General features: G+C 69.1%; 20 protein-coding genes and 1 pseudogene. 10 read left to right on the plus strand and 11 right to left on the minus strand.

What is annotated here, in order from left to right; translation table 11 throughout:
- The first annotated feature begins 20 nt into the window (after positions 1–20).
- Together G3M57_RS18885 and G3M57_RS18890 are read left to right on the plus strand one after the other, a co-directional pair.
- On the plus strand, positions 21–329 hold the full coding sequence (locus G3M57_RS18885) for a hypothetical protein (protein WP_230983675.1): 309 nt from the start codon (positions 21–23) through the stop codon (positions 327–329).
- A gap of 2 nt (positions 330–331) precedes the next feature.
- Positions 332–562: a hypothetical protein gene (locus G3M57_RS18890; RefSeq protein WP_200945259.1), complete on the plus strand. Its 231-nt coding sequence runs from the start codon at positions 332–334 to the stop codon at positions 560–562.
- Positions 563–656: 94 nt separating this feature from the next.
- Here the strand turns inward: G3M57_RS18890 and G3M57_RS18895 are convergent, their stop codons facing one another.
- Positions 657–1,382: a glutathione S-transferase family protein gene (locus G3M57_RS18895; RefSeq protein ID WP_056756749.1), complete on the minus strand. Its 726-nt coding sequence runs from the start codon at positions 1,380–1,382 to the stop codon at positions 657–659.
- A gap of 120 nt (positions 1,383–1,502) precedes the next feature.
- On the opposite strand from G3M57_RS18895, the gene G3M57_RS18900 reads away from it, so the two are divergent.
- Entirely contained in the window at positions 1,503–2,225 is a 723-nt protein-coding gene (locus tag G3M57_RS18900; protein WP_163232305.1) for a helix-turn-helix transcriptional regulator, read from the plus strand.
- A 503-nt stretch (positions 2,226–2,728) separates the two neighbouring features.
- On the opposite strand, the gene G3M57_RS18905 is transcribed toward G3M57_RS18900, so the two are convergent.
- The 3 genes from G3M57_RS18905 to G3M57_RS18915 all read right to left on the minus strand — a co-directional run bounded on the left by G3M57_RS18905 (position 2,729) and on the right by G3M57_RS18915 (position 5,893).
- Complete coding sequence (locus tag G3M57_RS18905) at positions 2,729–3,718, minus strand: alpha/beta hydrolase (RefSeq protein WP_163232307.1); 990 nt, start codon at positions 3,716–3,718, stop codon at positions 2,729–2,731.
- A 79-nt stretch (positions 3,719–3,797) separates the two neighbouring features.
- A complete protein-coding gene (locus tag G3M57_RS18910) occupies positions 3,798–4,604 on the minus strand; it encodes a TrmH family RNA methyltransferase (RefSeq protein WP_163232308.1) in 807 nt (268 codons plus the stop codon).
- Positions 4,605–4,621: 17 nt separating this feature from the next.
- Complete coding sequence (locus tag G3M57_RS18915) at positions 4,622–5,893, minus strand: MFS transporter (protein ID WP_163233796.1); 1,272 nt, start codon at positions 5,891–5,893, stop codon at positions 4,622–4,624.
- 218 nt (positions 5,894–6,111) lie between these two features.
- Between G3M57_RS18915 and G3M57_RS18920 the strand changes: the two genes are divergently transcribed.
- On the plus strand, positions 6,112–7,167 hold the full coding sequence (locus tag G3M57_RS18920; protein WP_163232310.1) for a LacI family DNA-binding transcriptional regulator: 1,056 nt from the start codon (positions 6,112–6,114) through the stop codon (positions 7,165–7,167).
- Between the two features lie 6 nt (positions 7,168–7,173).
- Here the strand turns inward: G3M57_RS18920 and G3M57_RS18925 are convergent, their stop codons facing one another.
- A complete protein-coding gene (locus G3M57_RS18925; RefSeq protein WP_163232312.1) occupies positions 7,174–8,697 on the minus strand; it encodes a TolC family protein in 1,524 nt (507 codons plus the stop codon).
- 93 nt (positions 8,698–8,790) lie between these two features.
- Between G3M57_RS18925 and G3M57_RS18930 the strand changes: the two genes are divergently transcribed.
- The 3 genes from G3M57_RS18930 (at position 8,791) to G3M57_RS18940 (ending at position 12,061) form a co-directional block, all read left to right on the plus strand.
- Positions 8,791–9,474, plus strand: a complete 684-nt coding sequence (locus G3M57_RS18930; RefSeq protein WP_163232314.1) for an ABC transporter ATP-binding protein — start codon at positions 8,791–8,793, stop codon at positions 9,472–9,474.
- A complete protein-coding gene (locus tag G3M57_RS18935) occupies positions 9,471–10,682 on the plus strand; it encodes an ABC transporter permease (protein ID WP_163232316.1) in 1,212 nt (403 codons plus the stop codon). Before G3M57_RS18930 ends, G3M57_RS18935 begins: the two co-directional genes overlap by 4 nt.
- Positions 10,683–10,750: 68 nt before the next feature.
- Entirely contained in the window at positions 10,751–12,061 is a 1,311-nt protein-coding gene (locus G3M57_RS18940) for an HlyD family secretion protein (protein ID WP_163232318.1), read from the plus strand.
- Positions 12,062–12,172: 111 nt separating this feature from the next.
- On the opposite strand, the gene G3M57_RS18945 is transcribed toward G3M57_RS18940, so the two are convergent.
- The 6 genes and pseudogenes from G3M57_RS18945 to G3M57_RS18965 all read right to left on the minus strand — a co-directional run bounded on the left by G3M57_RS18945 (position 12,173) and on the right by G3M57_RS18965 (position 17,960).
- Positions 12,173–12,646, minus strand: coding sequence for a hypothetical protein (locus G3M57_RS18945; RefSeq protein WP_056757823.1), 474 nt, complete (start codon positions 12,644–12,646; stop codon positions 12,173–12,175).
- 239 nt (positions 12,647–12,885) lie between these two features.
- On the minus strand, positions 12,886–13,425 hold the full coding sequence (locus G3M57_RS18950; RefSeq protein WP_163232320.1) for an RNA polymerase sigma factor: 540 nt from the start codon (positions 13,423–13,425) through the stop codon (positions 12,886–12,888).
- A gap of 65 nt (positions 13,426–13,490) precedes the next feature.
- The gene (locus tag G3M57_RS18955) at positions 13,491–15,620 is read right to left on the minus strand and encodes a TonB-dependent receptor domain-containing protein (protein ID WP_425278114.1); all 2,130 of its coding nucleotides are present in this window, start codon (positions 15,618–15,620) and stop codon (positions 13,491–13,493) included.
- A 344-nt stretch (positions 15,621–15,964) separates the two neighbouring features.
- Positions 15,965–16,457 (minus strand): annotated as a pseudogene (locus G3M57_RS27995) (TonB-dependent receptor plug domain-containing protein); the annotation flags it as partial.
- Between the two features lie 157 nt (positions 16,458–16,614).
- Complete coding sequence (locus G3M57_RS18960) at positions 16,615–17,229, minus strand: TetR/AcrR family transcriptional regulator (RefSeq protein WP_163233797.1); 615 nt, start codon at positions 17,227–17,229, stop codon at positions 16,615–16,617.
- A gap of 116 nt (positions 17,230–17,345) precedes the next feature.
- Positions 17,346–17,960, minus strand: a complete 615-nt coding sequence (locus G3M57_RS18965) for a TetR/AcrR family transcriptional regulator (protein WP_056757834.1) — start codon at positions 17,958–17,960, stop codon at positions 17,346–17,348.
- Between the two features lie 318 nt (positions 17,961–18,278).
- Here G3M57_RS18965 and G3M57_RS18970 point away from each other — a divergent pair, with 318 nt between their 5' ends.
- The 3 genes from G3M57_RS18970 (at position 18,279) to G3M57_RS18980 (ending at position 19,976) form a co-directional block, all read left to right on the plus strand.
- Positions 18,279–19,139 carry a metal-dependent hydrolase gene (locus G3M57_RS18970; RefSeq protein WP_056757837.1) on the plus strand — a complete coding sequence of 287 codons (861 nt, stop codon included), beginning with the start codon at positions 18,279–18,281 and terminating at the stop codon, positions 19,137–19,139.
- Positions 19,136–19,540, plus strand: a complete 405-nt coding sequence (locus G3M57_RS18975; protein WP_163232324.1) for a DUF2147 domain-containing protein — start codon at positions 19,136–19,138, stop codon at positions 19,538–19,540. Before G3M57_RS18970 ends, G3M57_RS18975 begins: the two co-directional genes overlap by 4 nt.
- Positions 19,541–19,646: 106 nt before the next feature.
- Complete coding sequence (locus tag G3M57_RS18980) at positions 19,647–19,976, plus strand: hypothetical protein (RefSeq protein WP_244322571.1); 330 nt, start codon at positions 19,647–19,649, stop codon at positions 19,974–19,976.
- The last annotated feature ends 13 nt before the right edge of the window (positions 19,977–19,989 follow it).

The raw sequence follows: 19,989 nt of genomic DNA on the forward strand, positions 1-19,989 counted from the left end.
GATTCCGAAGATGCCGGTGGATGATCCAGGCCGAAATGTTCGAGCCGCCCGGCAAGCTGGGCGCTGGGAACACCCGCTCTTCCGAGCGGTTTGAAAAGGGCAGACAATGGAGGAAGCCAATGTCCAAAGCCCCGCCCATTCCGTCCGAGCAACGCGCCTTCAAGGGCCAGAAGCCGGCCATCGAAGGCGCCACCAACGGCCGCCGGGATGAAAAGACCGGATTGCAGTCCAACGAACCCGGCGACGGCGACGTCAATCTCGCCGAGCAGGGCCGTCAGGGAAACATCCGCCAGAACACCACCCATCCCGGCTATCAACAGGACCGCTGACCATGCCTGACAAGAATCCCGCCGCCGACCGCTGGGGTGGTCCCGGCTCGAGTCACGAAAACGCCAAGCAGCCGCGCCCCGACCCGACCGTCAAGGATCCGGACGATCCCGATCGCTACAGCCGCCACAGCAAGGTCTCCGGCGGCGGCGGCGAAACGGACGTCCACCACGCTCACGACGCCGACCGCAAGGACGACTTCGAGGCCAACGACGCCCAGAAGAAGAAACACTGAGCATAGGCGCACCGCCGGGGACACGCGCGCACGAAGACTTCGACCGGATGATCGTTGGCCTCGCCTGGAGCGCGTGTCCCCGGCAGCAGCCAGGCTAGGCCGCCGCGCGCACTTCCGGCGCGAACTCCGGATAGTATCCCGCCATCATCCGCTCGGCGTAGCCGACCAGGTTGGGCAGGCCTTCGGCGCGACGACGCAGGGGCGACTCGAAGAACGGCGTCAGGATCTGGGCCAGCATGGCGAAGGTGATGGCGTCGACGCTGGTGGGCCGGTGGCCCATCATGAACGACTTGTCGCCCAGCATCTCCGACAGCGCCGTCAGCGACCACGCCCCCAACTCCAGGATCTCGTCGGGCGAGTGGCGGCCGATGCCGATCGACTTGAGGCTGGCCTGGACGGTGTCCAGCAGGCCGTCGATCGCCTTGGCCTTCGCTTCGCCCGGCATGCCGTCGAACCAGCGGGCCGGGCCCTTGGCGAAGTTGTCGTCGTCGAAGAACCGGAAATGGCAGCTGGCCCAGCCCAGGTGGTTCTCGACCATCCGCTCGATCGCCCACGCCTGGCCGCGCTGGGCCTTGCTGAGGCCGGCGTCCAGGTCGACGCCGTAGCTGCGCTCGATATAGGCGCGGATGAAGGTGGAGTCGGCCACCTTGACGCCGTCGTCGTCGATCCACGGCAGTTGGCCCTTGGGCGAGGTCTCCGGGTGGGCCGGAACCTTCTGGTACCAGAGGCCCGCCATCTTCAGGTGGATCTCGGTCTTGGTCACATAGGGGCTGCCTTCGGGGAGGCCGAAGGCGGGTCCGGCGGCGTAAAGCGTGATCATGGTGGTCTCTCCCTGCTGAGCCGCCTTCGACGTCCGTCCAGACTTCGTGTTGCGACAATCGGACGCTACCGCCATCCTGCTGCCAGCATGCTGTCAGCATCGGTCGAGCAGAGTGGCCTCATGAGACGCGCCGAACGCCTTTTCCAGATCATCCAGATCCTCCGCCGCAGCCGCCAGCCGGTGACGGCCGACGCCATGGCGGCCGAACTGGAGACCTCCAAACGCAGCGTTTATCGCGATATCGCCGCCTTGATCGGCCAGAGGGCGCCCATCCGCGGCGAGGCGGGCGTCGGCTATGTGCTGGAGGCCGGATACGACATGCCGCCCCTGATGCTGACACCCGACGAGATCGAGGCCGCCGTGCTGGGGGCCCAGTGGGTCGCCGGCCGCGGCGACCCGGTGCTCGCCACCGCCGCCAACGACCTGATCGCCAAGATCGCCGCCGCCGTCCCCGAACAACTGCGCCCCTATGTGCTGACCCCCGCCACGGGGACCGGCATGAACTGGAAGGCCCTGCCCGACGGCATCGATATCGCCCAGACCCGGGCCTGGATCCACGCTGGCCGCAAGATCCGCCTGGATTATCGCGACGAGAAGGGCGCGGTCAGCCAGCGCGTCGTCTGGCCGGTGACCGTGGGCTATCTGGAGACCGTGCGCCTGCTGATCGCCTGGTGCGAGTTGCGCAACGACTTCCGCAACTTCCGCACCGATCGCATTGAGGGCGCCGAGTTCCTCGACGAACGCCACGGCCAGCGGCCGGGCGTGCTGCGGGCGCGCTGGCAGAGGGCGCTGGAGGAGGAACGCAAGCGCTGGGCGGCGAAGGACCGGAGCTGCGCACCGTAGGATACGAATGTCCGCTCACGACCAAGTCGGACAGTGCACAGCCCGCTTTGCGCATGCACGTTACGACGATTAGAGTCTAACGCGTGAAACGGCGGTGATGAGACAGACGATGGCTGCGGCAGACTGGCAATTCCAAAGCATGATTGCCGCCGCGCTGGTTGGGCCAACGATTGTCGCCGGGCTACTCGCCTATGCGGTTGCCGCCTCGCCCAACATCAAAGGTTGGGCGATTGCAGTCGCGGGCGGACTTATTTTCCCAATCTGTGTCCTTATTTTCGCGTGGCTTACTCCGCTAACAAAGCCAGACCCACGCTCCGTCGATGGCCCCGCATATATACTCGTGGCCCTGATTTCTTGGGCGCTACTCCTGACGCCAGCTTGTCTCATTTCAAGTTCTGTCGGAACGTGGCTCAGGCGTAGATCTTTGAGCCGACCATCTGTCGTGGTCCGATAACCACCCATAGCGACATCCGGAGCGTCGCCTCAGCGAGCGGCGTCGCCGTTCAAACCCCGTGGCGCTTGGCGAAGGTCTCGAACAAGGTGGGCCACGCCGCGACCGGCTTGCCGTCGATCGAGCGCAGGCCAAAGCCGTGGCCGCCCTCCTCGAAGACATGCAGTTCGGCCGGAACCGCCTTGGCCTTCAGGGCGGTGAACATCATCAGGCTGTTGACCACCGGCACGGTCTTGTCGTCGGCGGCGTGCAGCAGGAACACGGGCGGGACCCGGTCAGTGATGTTCTGGTCGGGCGAATAGAGCGCCACCTGCTCGGGCGTCGGCGACGGGCCCAGCAGTTGCTTGCGCGAGCCGGGGTGGGCCGGCCCCTCCACCATCGACACCACCGGATAGATCAGGCCCGACAGGTCGGGCCGGGCCGACAGGTCGTCGGCGGCGTCGACGCGGTCATAGACCTTGGCGTCGAAGCGGGTGGTCAGGCTGGCGGCCAGGTGCCCCCCCGCCGAAAAGCCCATGATCGCCACCCGGGCCGGGTCGAACCTCATCGTCGCCGCCTTCGAGCGGACCAGGCGCACCGCGCGCTGGGCGTCCTGCAGCGGCGCGTCGGGGCCCGCGCCCCAATGGTCGCCGGGCAGACGGTAGAGCAGGACGAAGCAGGTGTAGCCGCGATCGGCCAGCCAGCGGGCGGTCTCGAAGCCCTCCTTGTCGCTGACCACGCGCTCGTAGCCGCCGCCGGGCATCAGCACCACCGCCGCGCCATTGGCCTTGGCCGGGCGGAACACCGTCAGGGTCGGCTTGCGGGTGTGGGTGGTGGCCCGGTCAGGAAGACCGCCGGCGACCGTGCGGTCGATCAAGGTCTCGACGGCCGTGACGCCGGCCGAGCCCGGCGGGTCGCCGGGCCACAGGGGAAGGACTTCGGTCGGATCCATCGGGGCCTTCGGAGGCTGGGTCGGTTTCAGATCGGCCAGGGCGGCGCCCGCCACCAGCGATGTCAGCAGGCCGCCCGTCAGGCTGGCCAGGGTTCCCCGGCGATTGAACATGCGATCTCCCTAAGCGACGCGCAGGGACCCTATGGCGGGGCTTCCGCGGCGGCAAGTCACCGGTGTCATTCCTTGCTCGTCACCGCTTCGCGAACCGCAGATGGTGCAGCACGATCCCGCTGGTGGTGGCCACGTTCAGCGAGTCAAAGCCGTTCGCCATGGGAATGCCGATGGTGCGCGCCCGATCCATGACCGTCTTCGACAATCCTGGCCCCTCGGCCCCCAGCAGCACCGCCGCCCGGGCCGGCGGATCGAGCTCCGCCAGGGTCTCCCCCGCGCCCGGACTCAAGGCCAGCGCCTGGAAACCGTGGCGCGCCAACAGAGCGACCAGGTCCTCGCCCGGCGCCAGCCCGGCGGTCGGCACGCTGAGCGTGGCGCCGATCGAAACCCGGATGGCCTTGCGATAGAACGGATCGCAGCAGTCGCCGTCCAGGATCACGCCGTCGACGCCGAACGCGGCGGCGTTGCGGAAGATGCCGCCCAGATTGTCGTGGTTGGCGATGCCCATCAGCACCAGCACGACCGCGCGCGGACCCACGTCGGCCAGCAACGCCTCCGCGGACAGCGGCTTCGGCTTGGCCCCGACCGCCAGGACGCCGCGATGCAGGTGAAAGCCGGCGATGGCGTCCAGCACGGCCTGGCCGGCCACGTGCACCGGAACGCCCGGCGGCAGGCCCGCCAGCACCTCGCCCAGCTTGTCGATCCGTTTGCCGTCGATCAGCAGCGACTGGACGCGCTGCGGGGCGTCGCGCACGAAGGCCGCCAGCACGGTCTCGCCCTCGGCGATGAACAGCCCCTGGCGCCCGACCAGGTCGCGCTCCTTGATGTCGCGATAGGCGGCGACACGCGGATCGTTCGGATCGTCGATGGGGATCAGGTCGGGCACGGGGTTCTCGAAAAAGGCTAACGCACGCCCCGTATCGGAAGGATGGCTAGACCGCCAGCCGCCGCCAGCCCGGCCGCCACCAGATAGAGCGCGTGATAGTTGACGTGGGCCGGACCCAGCACCCACATCGCCAGGATCGGCGCCATGGCCTGGGGCAAGGTGTTGGCCAGGTTGATCACCCCCAGGTCCTTGCCCGCGTCCTTCTGCGAGGGCAGCACCTGGCTGACCAGGGCGATGTCGACCGCGTAGTAGCAGCCCACCGCGCAGCCGAAGATCACGAAGCCCGCCACCACCACCGGCCAGCCCGGGACCAGCGAGAACACCAGCATCGCCGCGGCCAGCCCCATGGCCGCGCCGGCCGCGAACAGCTTGCGACGCTTCAGGCGGTCCGACAGCATGCCGCCCAGCATGCCGCAGGCCACGTTGGCGCAGGTGGCCACAGTGGTCAGCAGGGCCATGCCCTGCTCAGCGCGACGGCCCGGGAACAGGTCGGAATAATGCAGTGCGTCCTGCAGGTAGAACAGCATGTAGCTCTGGGTCAGGGTGATCGCGACCAGCACCATGAACCGGCTGGCCCAGGCCAGGGCGAAGTCGGGGTGGGCGCGCGGATCGATCCAGAACCCGGCCACGAAAACGCGCCAGTCGAACGGCGGCCGCTCGCCCGGCGGCAGCGGCGGGTCGTTCAGACCCAGGGCGAACGGGGCGATCGCCAGCAGAAGCACCACGGCGATGGCCAGATAGCGCGAGGCCTCGCCGACCAGCAGTCCGCCGACGAGAATCGCCCCGGCCATGGCGCCGATCGGATGGCCCAGGCTGAGGAAGGCCGCCACCCTGCCCTTCTGGGCGTCGGGCACCCGGTCGGGCAGCACCGCCAGCAGCGCCGCGAACAGCAGGTTGAAGGCCACCTGGAAGCAGACGATCCCGGCCATCAGCTGGATCGCGCTGTGGGCGATCATGATCAGGAAATACGAAGCCACCGTGCCCAGGGCGCCGGCCACCATCCAGGGACGCCGTCGGCCGAAGCGCGAGGTGGTCCGGTCGCTGATCGCCCCGGCCAGCAGGTTGGCGAGGCTGGCGCTGATCGAGCCCAGAATGGCGACCTGGCTCAGCAGGATGGCCTTGCCGGCCGAATCGATGGTCTGGGCCTTGAGCGGCAGCAGCACCTGGAACAGGGGCATGAAACTGACATAGGCCCCGATCTGGGCCAGGGTGAACGCAGCGATGAAGCTGGGCTTCACGGGTATTGTCGGCCTTGCCCTGTCGCTTCCCACCGCCTCCGCCGCCGTCATCATCCCTCCCCTGCCGGACGCGATCTCCGCCGCGATTGGCTCGGACACTGGCCTTCCGGGCCGGGGGACACAAGGCGCGAGCGGCGACAAAGCCCGCATTGCGGCTCCGGACCGCGCTTTTTTGGATTCCGAACGTCGCCTTATGGCGCGCAGTTGCACTAGGCTGGCGACATGAAGATGAGTCCCCCCCACCAGGACCAAGGCGAACGGACAGGCCCATGGCGTCGGTGACGATCTATGACGTCGCGGCGCGGGCCGCCGTGTCGATCAAGACCGTCTCGCGGGTCATGAACAACGAGCCAAACGTCCGGCCGCAGATGCGCGAGCGCGTGCTCGAGGCCGCCGGAGCCCTGGGCTATGCGCCCAACCTATCGGCCCGCAGCCTGGCTGGCTCGCGCTCGTTCGTGATCGCCGTCTTCGTCGACGCCTCCCTGACCCTGGACCACTGGCGCAGCGAGCGCGGCTCGGACTACCTGCAGCGCATTCAGCTGGGCGCCACGGTCGAGACCAGGGCCGCCGGCTATCACCTGCTGGTCGAACTGGTCGACCACGACGGCCCACGCGTGCGCCAGGAAGTCGGCGCCCTGCTGGCGGCCCTCAAGCCCGACGGCGTGATCCTGACCCCGCCCTCGTGCGACAACGAGGTGGTGCTGGAACTGCTGGACAAGGCCGGTACGCCCTATGTGCGCCTGGGCCCGGAAAAGCCCGAGGGCCGGGGTCCCCGCGTGCACATGGACGACGTCGCCGCCGCGCGCGAGATGACCGACCACCTGATCGGCCTGGGCCACAAACGGATCGGCTTCATCACCGGCGACCAGCGCTACGGCGCCAGCCAGGCCCGTCTGGAAGGCTACGTCGCCGCCATGGAAGCGGGCGGCCTGACGATCGACAAGGCCTGGATCCGCCCGGGCGACTTCACCTTCGAGTCCGCCCACACGGCCGCCGCGGCCCTGTTGGGCCTCGACGAACGGCCGACGGCGATCTTCGCCAGCTCCGACGAAATGGCCCTGGGCGCCCTGGCGGCGGCGGCGGAGGCCGAGCTTTCCTGTCCAGGCGACCTCTCGGTGGCCGGTTTTGACGACAGCCCTGTCTCGCGCCTCAGCCGCCCGCAACTGACCACCATCCGCCAGCCGCTGGTGGAGATGTCGACCCTGGCCACCAAGATGCTGATCAATGGCGTGGCCCGCAACGCCGAGGCCGGGGCCCGTCCGAGGGACGAACTCATTCCCTTCACCCTGATCCACCGGGTCTCGACCGCCTCGCCGAAAGAGTGAGCCGCCTCAGTCCTGAAGGCTGACCTTCCAGGTGTCGAGGGTGGCGCCCAACTGCTGGTCCAGCGTGGTCAGGGCGTTGAGATAGTTGATCGAGGCGTTCAGCGCCTGCAGGTCAGCCGAGCGCAGATTGGCCTCGAAGGTCAGGAGCTCGAAGTTCGAGGCCCGCCCGGCGCTCAACTTCTCGCGTTCCAGTTCCAGGGTCTTGGCCGCCAGGTCGCGCGACAGGCGCGTGGCCTCCACTTGCCGCCAGGCCAGTTCCACGCCCTGGACCGCGTCGCGCACCTGGGCCTCGACGGTCTGGCGCAGGTCGTCCAGGCGCAGCTCCTGGGTCCGCACCAGGGTTTCGGCCTGGATCTCGGCCTGGCGCGGGCGGTAGTCGCCCAGGGGGACGCGGAACTGCACGCCGACCGCGCCGCTGGTGCGGGGCAGGCTGGCGCCGGCCACGGGGGCGCCGGTGATCGGGTCGTCGAACAGGTCGCCGCGTTCGGTCTGCCGTTGCACCGCGCCATAGACCGACACGTCCCACAGACGGTTGTTCCGCGCCAGGATCAGTCCCTGGCGCGCCTGCTCGACCGCGCGCTTCTGCGACAGGAAGTCGGGACGGTTGTCCAGGGCCGTGGCGATCGCCTGGTCCAGGTCGACGACCAGAGGCTTGGCGTCCAGCGCGTCGGCGGCCACCACGTCGGTGTGCAGGTCGACGGCGAGCAGGGCCAGCAGCGCGATCTGGGCGCTGTTACGCTGCTGCTCGGCCTGCAGCAGCGCCACCTGCTGGGCGGCGATGTCGGCCTGGGTCTGGACGATGTCGGCCGCGGCCATCCGTCCGGCGTCGATCAGCGCCTGGTTAGTGGCCAGCTGGGCGCGCGAGCGCTCCAGCGACTGGCGGGCGATCACCAGTTGCTGCTGGGCCTGCGCGAGGTTGCGATAGGCCAGGATGATGCGGCTGACCGTGTCCGACACCGTCGCCTTCAGGCTCAGGCGGTCGATGGCGTCTTGCAGCCGGGCCAGGCGCACGGGCGCGGTGTTGACGGCGACGCCGGCCCCACGCAGCAGCGGCTGGCTGACGCCGAGGGTGGCCACCTGCGTCGTCAGGTCGTTTCCGCCGCTGCGGACGGTCTGGCGCGCCCAGCCGAAATCGAACTGCGCCCCGGTCGGGACCAGCCATGAGGCGCTTGGGTTCACTTGCAGGGTCGAGCCGCGCAGGTCTCCCGCCCGGGTGGCCTCGGCCGAGCCGATGATCGCCCCGATCGGCCGAAACCGGGTCTCGGCCACGGACAGGTCGTACTTCTCGGCGGCCCGCACCACATAGGCCGACTTGATGGCGCGGTTGTCGCGCAGGCCCAGGAACACCGCGTCCGCTAGGCTGAGCGCCAGGCGCGGACCGACTGCGGCGGGCGGCGGCCTGGCCGGCGAGGCGACCGGCGCCTGAGCCCTGGCCGGCGAGATCGGGGCGAAGGCCAGCGCCGCCGCGACCAGCCGCCACCCCGTAAGGCGTGGGCGCGGGCGAGGCTCGGCAACCCGATACGCAGACATCCTCGCGCCACCCGACCACCGATATTGACACTAAAGTCAACAAAACACGCTCCGGGCTCTTGTTCAAGTTGCGCCGCTGCGCAAGATGGACGGGTGCTGGAAGTCCTCGACCTGACCAAGACCTACGGCCCGCCCGACCAGGCCACGCCCGTGCTGCGCGGCGTCAGCTTCAAGGTCGAGGCGGGGGCGTTCTGCGCGGTCGTCGGCCCATCAGGCTCCGGCAAGAGCACTTTGATGAACATCATCGGCCTGCTGGACCGGCCCACCAGCGGCGTCCTGCGCCTGGACGGCCTGGATGTCACGTTCGGCGATCGCGGACGGGAGGCCCGGTTTCGTGGCGCGACGATCGGCTTCGTCTTCCAGTCGTTCAACCTGCTGCCGCGCCTGAACGCCTGGGAAAATGTCGCCCTGCCCCTGGTCTATGCCGGCGTTTCGGCCCGCGAGCGCGAGCAGAGCGCCCTGGCCATGCTGGATCGGGTGGGCCTGTCGCATCGCGCCCAGGCCCGTCCGGCCGAGCTGTCCGGCGGTCAGCGCCAGCGGGTGGCCCTGGCCCGGGCTCTCATCCGCCAGCCCCGCCTGATCCTGGCCGACGAGCCGACCGGCAGCCTCGACAGCGTCACCGCCGGCGACGTCATGGCCTTGCTGCGCGACCTCAACCAGCGCCTGGGCGTGACCGTTCTGATGGTCACCCACGACAGGGACCTGGCCGCCCGCTGCGAGCGAAGGATCGAGGTGCTGGACGGCCGGGTCGTGGCCGAGGCGGGCGCGGCGGCATGACCGTCCTGACCTCCCCCTGGCCGCGCGCGGCGCTACGGACCTGGAGCCAGTCGGGCGCCGAGGCGCTGGCCAACCTGCTGGCCCAGCGGCAGCGCTCGGCCCTGGCCCTGCTGGGCATCCTGATCGGTGCCGCCTCGATCGTGGCCATGCTGACCATCGGACACATGGCGCAGCGCGAGACGCTGAAGCTGTTCGCGCACATGGGCGTGGACATGCTGCAGATCCACGCCAATCCGGTGGGCCCCTTCCCTGCGACGATGGATCGGGCGGCGATCGAGGCCCTGCCCCGCACCGACCCGGACGTCGAGGCCGCCGTGCCCCTGACGATCGACCGGGCCAAGGTGGCGATCGGTCCGGCCAGCCAGGACGCTGGAATCATCGCAGCAGCCCCGAACCTGCCCGACCTGGTCCACCTCTCGACGGCCAGCGGACGGCTGTTCGCCTCGGTCGACGAGGGCAATCTGGTGGCGGTGCTGGGCGCCGACACGGCGGCGGCCCTGTCCGCGCCGGGCGCGCCGACGGGGCCGGGCTCGCGCATCCGCATCCGGGGCTATGTGTTCACGGTGATCGGCGTGCTCGCCCCCGTGGCGTTCACCGCCATGGACCCGACGGACTACAACACCGCCGTGCTCGTGCCGCTGGGCGACGCGGCCCGGATCATGGCCACGCCGGAGCCGAGCACGGTGCTGCTGCGCCTGCGCCCGGGCGCGGACGCCAAGGCGGTGGGCGGGCGGCTGGTCGCCCGGCTGGCCAATCCGACCTCGGCCCCGCAGGCCGTGAGCGCCCAGGAGCTGATCCAGAGCCTGAACGCCCAGAAGGCCATCCACAGTCGCCTGCTGACGGCGATCGGCGCGATCTCGCTGCTGGTCGGCGGCATCGGGGTGATGAACGTCATGATGATGGGCGTGATGGAGCGCCGGCGCGAGATCGGCCTGCGGGCCGCCCTGGGCGCGACGCCACGCGACATCCAGGCGATGTTCCTGATCGAGGCGGGGATCCTGGCCCTGATGGGCGGCCTCGTCGGCCTGGCGTTCGGCCTGCTGGCCGCCTTCGTGGCCGCCAGGGCGTCGGGCTGGACCTTCAGTCTGTCGGCCTATGTCCTGCCCCTGGGGCCAGGCCTGGCCGCCGTGGTGGGGATGATCTTCGGCTTCTACCCGGCGCTCCGAGCCTCCCGGCTGGACCCGATCGTGGCGCTGCGCGACGAATGAGCCGCCCGGGCCACCATCTACTGACATTGTTGTAGACGGCGATGCGACCTCGACCCTAAGGTTGAGCCATGGCGGCGCGCGGACAGGCCCTGGCGATCTGGCGTTCTCGGAAGTGGACGGTCGTGGCGGCCGTGTCCGGGGTCGCCGTTCTCGGGCTGTGCCTGGCCCTGGCGCCGCGCCGGGACGCCAGCCCCGATCCAGCCGCGCCCCAGACCCTGACGCTTTCACCCCGCCCCTTCGCCGCCACGCTGAGCCTGGTCGGTTCGGTGGTCCCCGGCGACAGCCTCGACGTCGTCGCCTCGTTCGACGGCGTGGTGCGACGCCTCAGCTTCGAATACGGAACCAGCGTCACGCCAGGCCAAGTCCTGGTCGAGCTGGATCCCGCCGAGATCGGCCAGCGCCGCAACGAGGCCGAGGCGGCCTATCTGAAGGCGTCGAAAACGGCCGAAACCCTGGCCGACTGGTCTAGTGGGACCGAGGTCGCGCGCGCGCGGCGGACAGTGGACGCCGCCGCCCTCGACCTTGCGGATCTCGACCGCAAGCTGGCCGAGACCCGGGGGCTGCTCGACCGCGGGCTGGTGGCGCGGGGCGAATATGACGGCCTGGCGCAGCAGAAGCGGAACCAGGAGATGGTGCTGGCCGGCGCCCGCCAGGACCTGGCCGCGGTGCTCGCCCAGGGCGCCGGCGCCAACCGTCGCGTCGCGGCTCTGGATCTGGCCAACGCCCGCGCCCAGCTCACCCGCCTGGACGGCCAGGCGGCGGGCGCGATCGTTCGCGCGCCGGAAGCCGGCGTCATCGTGCGGCCGGTGGGCAAGGGCGACGAGGCCGAGCCGCTCCACGCCGGCCAGGCGGTGACCCGGGGGCGGTTGATCGGCTCGATCGCCCGGGCCGGCGGGCTGGCGGTGGCCTTCCAGCTCAGCGAGACCGACGCCAACCGCGTGCAGCCGGGCATGGCCGTGACGGTCACCGGGCCGGGCTTCGGCGGGCTGGCCGTGGCGGGCCATGTGACCTCGGTCGCCGGCCAGGCCGCGGCGCCGGCCGTCGCCGGAGGACCGCTGGCCAGTTTTCCGGCCACGGCGCGCCTGGACGCCCTGACGCCCGATCAGGCCAAGGCCATCCGCATCGGCATGACGGCCAACATCACCGTGGACCTCTATCGCAATCCGGCCGCCCTGGTGGCGCCGCCGGCCGCGATCCAGGGCGCGGCGCCGGCCGCCTGGGTCAAGGTTCAGGATCGCCGCGGCGGTCCGCCGCGCACCGTCCCGGTCAAGCTGGGCCGGATCGCGCCGGACGGGGTCGAGATCGTCTCGGGCGTGAAGGCCGGCGACGTGCTGATGTGGGCGACGCCCACGGCCGGAGCCGCCTCCCCCGCATCATGAACCACCCGACTTTCGTGCAAAAAAGCGCCCTGACGACGGAGTCGTCAGGGCAGGACCGGTCCTGCGTCGCTGGGGTAGGGGGAAGGCGACGTCTCCGGGAGAGGGCGTGATTTAGGGGACGATGGTCAGGGCCGGGCTGGTCTGGACCGAGCCGTTGATGGCGCAGTCCGGGCTCAGGGTCTGGTTGTCGAAGGTGATCAGCCCCCCCGCGCTGACCGAGACGTTCACGGTGCTCGGGCCGCAAGTGCCGAACAGCGAGGCCGTCACCGCCACGCCCGTGATGGTGGCCGTGCCGGCGCCGGTGCCGGTCGCCGAAGTGGCGGTGGCGTTCCAGGTGCCGGTCTTGTGGATCAGGCCGCACAGGCCGCCACCGCCGCTGAACGTGGCGGTGTCGATCACGCCGAGGCCGCCCGTGGTGTGGCCCGTGAAATTGGCGGTGCAAGGGATGGTCAGCGAGCCCTTCTTCAGGCTGGTGGTGCCCGTACCGGTGAAGGTGCCGTTGGCCGGGCTGAACGAGGCGGCCGAAGCCGAGGCGGCGAACGCGGCCGTGGCCAGCAGAGCGACGGCGGAAGCGAAGATTTTCATGGCGTTTCCCTAGTATTTATGAGGCGCTACAGCGCCGTTCGGGCGATTGCCTCACCCGATGTATTAGACGCCTCATAATAGAGTTAGGGGGGTATGTATCTTAAAAATATTCAATCATAGATTATGCATCTTATTATTCTGACTGATATCGGTGACCGGCGCACAGGTGCGACACAAAGCTTTGAAAGCCTTGCGGTCGAGCCTTGTGCAGAGATCGTCTTGCCGCGAGCGGCGGTGGGTCAGGCGCCCTTCAGGGCTTGGTCGAGGTGGGTGTTGGCGCGTCGCAGGAGCTCCTTGACGGAGTCCTTCGAGATTCCCATGCGTTCGGCGATCGCGCCGTAGCTGAGGTCCTCCATGCGGTTGAGGCGAAAGGCCATGCGGGTGCGGGGCGGCAGGCGCTCGATGACCGCCATGGCCCGGGCGTAGTCCTGCCGCGCGCCTACGATGCGCTCAGGCGACAGGTCCTCGGCGGCTTCGGACCATTCGGCGAACGAGCGCCGCAGCTCGGCCGCCCGCACGCCCAGCCGCCTGGCCCGGCTGATCAGGACATTGTGGGCCACCGTGAACAGGTAGCGCTCGACCTCGACGATCGGCTCGTCGAGCTGGGCCGCCTGGACGCGCAGGAACACGTCCTGGACCAGGTCCTCGGCGTCGGCGCGCGGGGCCCGGCGCGTGAAGTAGCGACGCAGCCGGGGCCCATGGGTCGTCATCCAGGCGCCCAGGTCGGGGCGGGGCGGCGCAGAGCCCGCGGCGGGCGCGGGCGCGCGGGGTGATGCCATCGTTCGAACTCCGGCACGACAGCGGCGCCCGCCCCGCGGCCGGGACGGGCGCCGCGGGGTTTGGATCAAAAGCGCTTGCGGATGCTGGCGCCGATCATTCGCGGATCCAGGGTGAAGACATTGGTGGTCAGGGCGGTGTCGTCGCTGTTGATGAAGGCCCCGGTGATGGGCGTGTCATCCAGCAGGTTCTTGGCGTAGAGCTCGAACTCCAGGCCGTCGTCCGGCTTGGCCAGGGTCAGGCGCAGATTGACGTTGTACCAGCCGTGCAGCTTGTCGATCGCGTCCTCGTAGACGCGGGCCCAGGACTGCGACTGGTGATAGACGTCGCCGTGCACGCCGCCGATCCAGCCGCCCGACAGCGGCAGGGCGTAGTCGACGCTGATCGACTGGGTCCATTTGGGCTGGTTGGGCAGGCTGTGGCCCGACACGTCGGCATAGAAGCCGCGACCGCCATTGGGCAGGTCAGCCTCGGTCGGGGCCGGGAACAGGAACAGGCCCAGGATCGAGCCGGGGCAGACGGCGCTGAGGCTGGCGTAGTCGGGCAGACCGAAAGCGGCGTTGGTGGCCAGCAGGCTGGCGACATAGCTCTTGGACACCACGCAGTTGGACGGCAGGAACGGGCTGCCCTTCATCACCGTGAAGTCCGTATTGCCCTGGGTGCGGTTCTCCACGTCGATCGACCGGGAGCCGTCGGCCAGCTTGCTGCCCTGGTAGCCCAGGTTGACGGTCAGGCGCAGGTCGCGGGTCGGCCGCCAGGCGGACTCCAGCTCCAGCCCCCAGATCCTGGCGTCGAAGTTCTCGTTGATCGCGGTGCGATCCTGGATCTGCGAGACCTGGTAGCCCTTGTAGTCATAGTAGAAAGCCGCGCCGTTCAGCGTCAGGGCGCCGCCCAGCAGGGTGTTCTTCGCGCCCAGCTCGAAGGCGTTGACGTATTCGGGCTTGAAGGTGTCGGGATACGAGGTCAGCTGCACCAGCGGCGGCAGGCCCGGCAGGAACGGCTCGTCGCTGTAGCCGATGGCCGGCGGGTTGGCGCCGCCGCCCTTGTAGCCGCGATTGTAGAAGGCATAGACCAGGGTCTGGTCGGTGAATGACAGCTTCGGCGACCAGTCCAGGCCCACGCGGCCGGTCACGGCGCCCCACTTCTGCTTGATGTCGTCGCCGATCGGATAGCCGCCATCCACCGTGCCGCCGTTCGAGGACGACAGCAGCACCTGGGTCGGCACCGGCGTGAAGGTCTTGCGGTCGCGGGTGTAGCGCAGGCCGGCGGTCAGCTTCAGGTCGGGCGCGAACTCGTAATAGAGCTCGCCGAACACCGCGGCCGACTTGACCTTGTAGATGTTCTTGCTGCGGAAGTAGTTGTGGCCAAGGCCGTCGATCTGGTCCAGCGGATGGGGATCGATATAGATGCAGCCGGTCGCGCCGTCCGGCGTGATCGTCGGCGTCGAGCCGTCGAAGCTGGTGCCGCACTTGGTCGGGTCGAGGCTGTTGTTGCCATAGCCGCTGCTCTGGGCGATGGCCGAAACGATGTTGAAGAAGACGTAGTAGTCCTCGGTGGTGCGATAGTCGGTGTAGTTGCCGCCGAGACTGAAGTTGACCGGACCATCGAAGGCCGACGACAGACGCAGTTCCTGCGAGAACTGGCGACTCTTGGCCCGCACCTGGTCCAGGCCGGCGATCGTGCTGGAACAGCCCAGTTGCGGATCGCAATAGACGCCGCCGGGCGTCAGGTTCGGGGCCGGGGCGCCAGGCACCACCGCATTGTCCAGGCCGGTGGAGTCGTTGAACACCCCAGGCATGGTGTTGAAGCGGTTGTAGTCCTCGCTGGAGAAGTAGCGGTCGCGGTTGTAGGCCGTCTGCGAGGTCAGGGTCAGGTTCGGCGCCACGTCGATGTCGACGTTCAGCTCCAGCACGTCGGCCTTGGCGCGATACTTCGGATCGAAGATCGACGAGATGCGTCGCAGGTCTTTGGACTGCATCATGCCGCCGTAGGGGTCGGTCACCTTCATCAGGTTGACGGGGCCCGACACGCCGTCGGGATTGAGGCCCAGCACGGCGGTGTTGGTCACCGAGGCCAGGACGAACGGGATCGACAGGCCGTTGGGCGTGCCATAGGCCGCGTCGTCGTAGAGCGAGGCGTTCAGGCATCCCTGGCTGAAGAAGGCGCTGGCCTGCGGGCTGAGCGTGAAGCCGCCCATGGCCTGCGGGCCCGGATCGCGGGTGCACAGTTGCTTGGTGCTGCGGGCCCGGCTGTCGTTTTCGCTGAAGTGTTCCCAGATCAGGGCGCCGCGCACCGTCTCGACCGGCTTGAAGCCCAGGGTGACGCGGGTGGAATAGAGATCGCGACCGTCGATCTTGTTGCCGGTGACGTCGTTCTCGGCGAAGCCGTCCCGGGTGGTCGAGGCGCCGGCCAGCCGCAGGTCCAGCTTGTCGCCCGACAGCGGAATGTTGACGAAGCCGCTGAGCCGGCGGCTGTCATAGTCGCCGACCTCGCCCTTGATCTCGCCTTCGAAGACGTCGGTTGGCCGGGCCGAGATGATGTTGACCGCGCCGGCGGTGGCGTTGCGCCCGTACAGCGTGCCCTGCGGACCCCGCAGCACCTCCACGCGCTCGACGTCGAAGAATTCCTGCTCGAAGAAGCGGTTACGGATAAAGGCCGTGCCGTTGAAATTGATCGATACGCCGGGGTCGGTCGAAACCGACACGGCCTGGGTGCCGATGCCGCGGATCGTCAGGTTGACGCCGCTGAAGTTGGTCTTGGTGAAGCTGACGTTCGGGATCGCCTTCAGCAGGTCGGGCCCGCCCTCGATCTTCGCCGCGTCGAGGGCCTCCTGCGAGAATGCCGAAATGGCGATCGGCACGTCCTGGGCCGCTTCTTCCTTGCGCTGGGCGGTGACGACCACCTCGTCGACCAGGTTGGACTTGGCCGGCGCCGCCGCCTGGCCCTGAGCTTGAGCCAGCCCGGCCGACAGGATGACGGCCACGGCGGAAACCCCCGCGATCCAACAGGCGCGCGCGCGGATGCGTTGAGACATATCCCCTCCCAAGGGTCCTCTCCCCAGTCGGGGGCGGACATCAAAAGCGTTTCCTCGCCGCACTTTTTTGTCGGAGTCGCCAGCGGCCGGACGATCTCCTCACCCTAAGGATGCGTCTATTCACCTAGGTGTCAATACTTATTGACGACGGTGTTGATTATTCGATCAGGGCAGGGAGCAAATTGGCCGCCAGCCGTCGCACGGCGTCGCGGTCGCGCCCGAGCATCTCGCGCAATGGGCCGCCGATCACCGCGTCGCCGAACGCGCACAGGGTGATCAGCAACAAGGCCGAGGGAATGTGCCGGGGCGGGTCCTCGCCAGAGGTCAGGACCTTCTCGCCGAGGGCCGTCACCAGGTCGACGACGGCCTCGCGCACGGGTTCCAGATGCTCATAGCGATTGGACAGGGCGATCCAGGCCGCCAACTGCCCCGCCCCCCCCTCGTCGAAGGCGGTGAACACGATGTCCACAACGGTTCTGGGCGCCCGCGCGTCCGAGCGGACATGGGCCACGGCCGACTCCAGCGCCACGGCCAGGTCGCGGACCATCGCGCCCATCAGGGCCGATTGCAGCGCGGCGGCCGAGCCGAAATGGTGGATCAGGGTGCCGTGGGTGACGCCGATGTCCTGGGCCACCGCCTGCAGGGTCAGGCCGTTGGGCCCATGGGCGATCAGCAGCTTGCGGGCGCTGACCAGGGCCTGGGCGCGGGCTTCGTCGGGAGAGCGTCGTCGCCTGACGGCCGTTTCGACCTTCGCCTTGCCCGCCTCCGCCATGACCGTCACTATTTATATTGGAGTCAACGACAGCATGGGCGACATTCGCATAGGATGTAAACCCGTCGCGGTTGACTTGACGTCAACCGCTGTCGCGAGGGCGCTGGACGCCAGCGTCAGAACAGGAAGGTCGGCAGCAGCCGGGCCACGATCTTGCGGCCCGCGTCGTCTTCGCGATCGAGCATGTCGCGCAATGGCGCGCCGATCACCGCGTCGCCGAACGCGTACAGCGCGATGAACAGCACCGCCGAGGTGACGCGGTGATGGGTCTGCTCGCCTTCGGCGGCGAAGGTCTCGCAGATGGCGTCGACCAGGTCGCGCACCGCGGCGCGAACCGGCTCCAGGTGCTGGAGGTCGCCGGACAGGGCGATCCAGGCGGCCAGGCGCCCTGCCCCGCCTTGGTCGAAGGCGTCGAACACCGCGTCGACCAGGGCCCTGGGCGCGCCGGGATTCGAGCGCAGCTGCTCCACCGCCGCCCCTAGCGCGTCGGTCAGGTCGCGGACCATCGATTCCATCAGCGCCGACTGCAGGCCGGCCGCGGAGCCGAAGTGATGGATCAGGTTGGCGTGAGTCACGCCGATCTCGTCGCCCACCGCCTTCAGGGTGACGGCCGTCGGCCCCGACCTGATCAGCAACTGCCGCGCCGAGGCCAGGGCCTCGCGGCGCGCGACTTCGGGCACCCGACGTCGACGCTTGGCGGTCGTCCCGATTTCAGGACTCTCTATTGACATCAATGTAACTTACATGCATGTAGATATCGTCGGGCGTCGATATATTCCGCGGTCCGACGGCGATCTGGGCGGTCCAGAATCGTCGCCTTATTGACAGGCAGTTTAGGAGATGTTGCCGCCATGGCCCAGGCCTTTCCACGCCACGCCGCCGCGACGACCGGAGCGAGGTCGCGGAACCGGACGGTTCATGGCGCGCCCCGCGGCTCCCGATCCCGTCCGCCTCACCCCGCGCGGAGCTTCCGTCACGCCAGGCGCGTGACCGCCCGCGGCTTCCCATGCCAGCCGCCGTCGACGACGGCGCGCCAGGAGTCCCTTTAGATGAGCAAGCTGGACAAGACCCCGTCGGATCTCGACATCCGCGCCCGCGACATGGCCTTCGGCCGCGAAACGCCCACCGGCCGCTGGTGGCTGGGCGGCGACCCGGTGGGCACCGCGTTCTACAACGCCCTGTCGGTGACCTTCCCCCTGGGGGAGCGGTTCTTCATGGACGCGGTCCGCCACTATCGCAACATCGCTTCGCCGGAGCTGCGCCAGCAGATCGCCGGCTTCCTTGCCCAGGAGGCGATGCACACCCGCGAGCACCTGTTCTTCAACAAGCAGGTCGCCGACCACGGTTTCGACGTCGCGACCATGGAGCAGCGCACGCGCGACCGCCTGGCCTTCGCCCGCAGCCGGCCGCCGCTGCAGCAGCTGGGCGCGACCGTCGCGCTCGAGCACTTCACGGCTATTCTGGCCCACGCCCTGCTGGCTGATCCGCGCCACCTGGAGGGCGCCTCGGACGAGGCCAAGGCCATGTGGCGCTGGCACGCCATCGAAGAGGTCGAGCACAAGGCCGTCGCCTATGACACCTTCATGCTGGCGGCCGCGCGGCTGCCGGCCTGGCGGCGCTGGACGCTGCGCACCATGACCATGATCGCCGCCACCCGCCTGCTGTTCGCCACCGTCGGCAGCAACATCGGCGACATCTTCACCGCCGACGGCATCAACAACGCTCGCAGCTGGCGTCAGCTCCTGCGCTTCATGCTGGTCAAGCCGGGCATGCTGCGGCAGGTGCTGGGAGCCTATTTCTCCTACTTCCGGCCAGGCTTCCACCCCTGGCAGCACGACGACCGGGCGCTGATGCGCCAGGCCGAGCGGGACCTTTCGGCGGCCTACGCCCCGGTGGAGGCGGTGGCGTGATCGCGGCCCTGGCCCTGGCCGCGTCGGTGAGCGCGGCGCCCGCCGACGTGACGGGCCTGTGGAACGCGCCCGGCGACGGCGGCTCGACCGTTCGACTGGAACGCTGCGGCGACGGCCTGTGCGGCTATATCGTCACCTCGCCGCACATCCAGGCTGATCCTGGCCAGAAGGACGTCCGCAACCGCGACGCGGCCCAGCGCGGCCGGCCGCTGCGCAACCTGATGTTCATGAAGGTCCGGGCGATCGGCCCGGGCCACTGGGGCGACGGCTGGGTCTACAATCCCGAGGACGGCGGCACCTACAAGGGCGTCATGACCCTGCGCCCGGACGGGCGGCTGAGCCTGAAGGGCTGCATCGTCGCGCCCTTCTGCAAGACCCAGACCTGGCGCCGCGCCAGCTGAGGCGGGCGGCGGTGTAATCATGTAACGCGTTCTCAAGGGCGACCGCCGAAGCTATAGGACCGTCATGCGTCCGAAGATGACATGGTGGCGGAACCTGAGCGGCTTGATGGCCGCCTGCGTCCTGGCGCTGCTCGTCGTCGCCCCTTCGGTGAGCATGGCCGCCTGCATCTGCGACAGCCCCGCCGCTGCTCTGGTTGGCGTCGAGACGGGCGTGGCCGCTGGCCAAGCCCTCCAGGACGATCCGCGGGATCATGGCGCGCCCTGCGAGGCCGCCTGCTGCGTCGGGGGCCATTGCCACCATGGCGGCGCCCTGCTCGACGCCCCGGCCGGGACAGTACCGGCGCCCATCCCGGTTCTCTCCGAACACCCGGCGACCTCCGCCCAGGCGCTGGCCTCGCGTCCCCTGTCCGGACCCCACCGACCGCCTCGCGGCTGACGGCTCGCGCGCC

The sequence above is a fragment of the Caulobacter rhizosphaerae genome, assembly GCF_010977555.1.
Taxonomy (GTDB): Bacteria; Pseudomonadota; Alphaproteobacteria; order Caulobacterales; family Caulobacteraceae; genus Caulobacter; species Caulobacter rhizosphaerae.